Raw genomic sequence first — 1827 nt, forward strand, 5'->3', positions numbered from 1 at the left:
GGGAACCCCTTACGGGGGGTGAGCTTCTGCCGGTGGCAGACAAGCTGCAAACCGACCGAGGCGAAGCCGAGACCCCCTACCCTCCTGCGTTTTTGGGTGTTTTAAGGTCAAGGCCAAGGTCGCCTCCGGCGGCTTAAGAAACTTTCTGTAGAAAGTTTCTTAAGAATCTTCAAAGACTTTTAATCCGCGCCCCCACAGCGTTGGTACAGGCAACTCTCTGTCCCGCGATGCCAGCTCTGCCCCCAAAGCCACCGCCAAACGCCCTAAAAAACTCCGCTGGCCCCACCAACCCCCAAACCGCGACTACGAACCTAGCTACCCGCACCCCTCCGCGTTGGCGTGCCAACGCGCCCCGCGAATTGCCCGCGGGGGCACCCCGCGTAAGGAATTTGTAAGAAATTCGTCGTGCTGTACTTAATTTGTTCATATTATGCTTATAGCAAGAACATACAGTCAAGCTGGAAAGGACGGGAATCCATGAAAACCCTCTCATATATCAACCTCATCATCGCGGCGGTGATCGCCGCCTGCTGCTGCTACCAGGTCCTCTACCTGCTGCTCCGCCTGCGGGGGGCCGGCCGCCGCTTTCAGGCCAAAAGCCTGGGCCGCTTCGCTGTGCTCATCGCCGCGAGAAATGAGGCCGCTGTCATCGGCCAGCTCATCGACAGCATCAAAGCCCAGAATTACCCCGCCCAACTGGTCGACGTCTTTGTGGTGGCCGATAACTGCACCGACAATACCGCCGCTGTGGCCGCGTCCCGGGGGGCCGTGGTCTGGTCCCGCCGCAACCAGACCCAGGTGGGCAAGGGCTACGCCCTTGAATTCCTCCTGGGTAAAATCGCCCAAAACTACCCCCACGAAAAATACGACGGCTTCTTTGTCTTCGACGCCGACAACCTCCTGGACCCCAACTACATTGCCGAGATGAACAAGGTGTTCTCCAACGGCTGCCAGGTGGTCACCGGCTACCGCAACGCCAAAAACTTCGGCGACAACTGGATCAGCGCCGGCTATGGCATGTACTTTCTCCGGGAGTCCGAATACCTCAACCGCCCCCGGGACTTTCTGAACAGCAGCTGCGGCGTGTCCGGCACCGGCTTCCTGTTCTCCGCCCAGCTGCTGGAAAAGGTGGGCGGCTGGCACTACTTCGCCCTCACCGAAGACCTGGAGTTCACCCTGGACCTGATCTGCCGGGGCGAAAAGGTGGCCTACTGCGGCTCCGCCATACTCTACGACGAGCAGCCCACCAGCTTCCGCCAGTCCGTGGTCCAGCGCGCCCGCTGGATGCGGGGCCTCATGCAAATCATGGGCCGCAACGGCAAAGAGCTGGTCCGCGCCATCCTCTGCGGGGGCAGCTTTGCCTGCTACGACATGCTGGTCAACTCCCTGGCCTCTGTGCTCATGGGCCTGGGCTTTATCCTCAATGTCATCATGTTTGCCGTGGGACTGGTGAGCCACAGCATGGAGACCGGTCCTGTGGTGCTCACCGCCCTGGCAGCATTGGGCGGCACCTATGTGGGGCTCTACTTCACCGGCCTGCTGGTGCTCCTCACCGAGTGGCGGCGCATCCCCTGCCGCCCGGGCCGCAAGCTGCTGTATAGCTTCACCTACCCCTTCTTCATGGCCAGCTTTATGGCGGCTCTGGCCGTGGCCATGGCCGGCAGCGCCGAGTGGAAGCCCATCCGCCACACCGTAGCCGTCACCCTGGGCGACCTGAACCCACCCCGCCGCTAAAAAGCCCCAACCCCCATCGCGAGCCACCAACCTCCCCCATCCCCCCCCCCACCCCCAAACGCGAAAACAGGAGTCCAGAGGGGCAGGCCCCTC

General features: G+C 61.6%; 1 protein-coding gene. It reads left to right on the forward strand.

The features are described 5' to 3' along the window. Positions 1-477 precede the first annotated feature (477 nt). Positions 478-1734, forward strand: a complete 1257-nt coding sequence (locus ACTO5E_RS10960) for a glycosyltransferase family 2 protein (RefSeq protein ID WP_482303604.1) — start codon at positions 478-480, stop codon at positions 1732-1734. Positions 1735-1827 lie beyond the last annotated feature (93 nt).

The organism is Acutalibacter sp., assembly GCF_056800975.1.